The organism is Proteus sp. MB838, assembly GCF_054767435.1.
The window spans coordinates 1-1,129 of record NZ_BAABMO010000093.1; the positions used below are offsets into that span (position 1 = coordinate 1).

The 1,129-nt window shown below is 40.2% G+C and carries 2 protein-coding genes; both read right to left on the bottom strand.

The annotated features are described in order from the left end of the window. The coding region (locus ACYUCW_RS18015; protein WP_460409177.1) for an RHS domain-containing protein at window positions 1-346 on the bottom strand (346 nt) is incomplete at its 3' end. A gap of 128 nt (window positions 347-474) precedes the next feature. Then, window positions 475-957: an immunity 26/phosphotriesterase HocA family protein gene (locus ACYUCW_RS18020; RefSeq protein WP_154611572.1), complete on the bottom strand. Its 483-nt coding sequence runs from the start codon at window positions 955-957 to the stop codon at window positions 475-477. Between the last annotated feature and the right edge of the window lie 172 nt (window positions 958-1,129).

The following is a 1,129-nucleotide window of genomic DNA, read 5'->3' on the forward strand; positions in this document are numbered from 1 at the left end:
GATTTTGCTCAAAGGACGCCATCACACGTTCAGGACTTGAATAAAAACTCAGAGGGCTACTGCGAACAAAGCCAAAGCGTCCATATTTCCCTGACCATACTGTATTGCCTTGTACATTGGTGACTTCAAGTGGGGCACTGTTAATATCGCAGTGATGCCAGTAATAATGAAAAACACTGGATTGCTTCACGATAACGGCGAGTGGGGTATAACTGCTGTGTTCTTGGTAGCAATAGGTCTGACATTTACCCGTATTGATATCCTGCTCTTGCAGCAACCGTAGTCCTTGCCACACAAAATGGGTTTCATGTCGTTTCAGTGTGCCGTGAGCCCGTGACTCAACCACTTTATGAATCCGGCGACCCAGTGCATTGTTATTTCAAAGTGCTGATATCTGTAAGGCAAATATTGAAAAGCAGGGTTGCCCCTGCTGATTGTTATGAGAAATATGAAGGTAGAGAGCCTCCTGTAAGTCTAGGTAACTCCTAATAACTCTCTAACCTGATAATCAGAATGCGGGCTTAATGGTGGATATTTTTGCGATTCAGCTTCTGTTATTGGATAATCATTATCGTATATATCAACCTTGTAACATGAGTTTTCAACGCCATAAGTAAAATACACATTGTCAATATCAGTAGGAGTGTAGTTGATTTGGTGACCAATTATTCGCCAGTCACTTCCTTTTTCTATTTTCTTATCAAATAAGCTATAAGTGTCCAATACAAGAGGAGGGAGCTTTCTTTTTGCTGAACTGATGTCAACTTCAGAAATATTTGGAATTTTTGAATTGAAGTCAAAAATCTCTCCCACGTGCCCTATATGCACCTTTGATATAATGCGTCCAAATCCATATGTATTACCGTCTAATTGAAAGCAAAAGATATCTCCGGGTTTAATAAACCTCAGCATCGTTCGTGGTTTTTTATCCCACCCCCAAAATTTAAAATCACTCATTAGCATTTTCCTCCGACTTTTCCAGAACTTCTTGTTTTACTGTCATAAGCTTCTCTAAAAGCATCGGCACGCGTATCAGCACGGTTATGGTCAAATGAATTGTATTTGTTCCCTCGGTTGATTGACGATATATCTTCACCGATAGTTCCAGTTCTCGTACCATACTTCTCAA

What these genes read in the sequence shown, in the direction of transcription:
- ACYUCW_RS18020 (WP_154611572.1), bottom strand. Translation starts at nt 957, where the DNA reads ATGAGTGATTTTAAATTTTGGGGGTGGGATAAAAAACCACGAACGATG.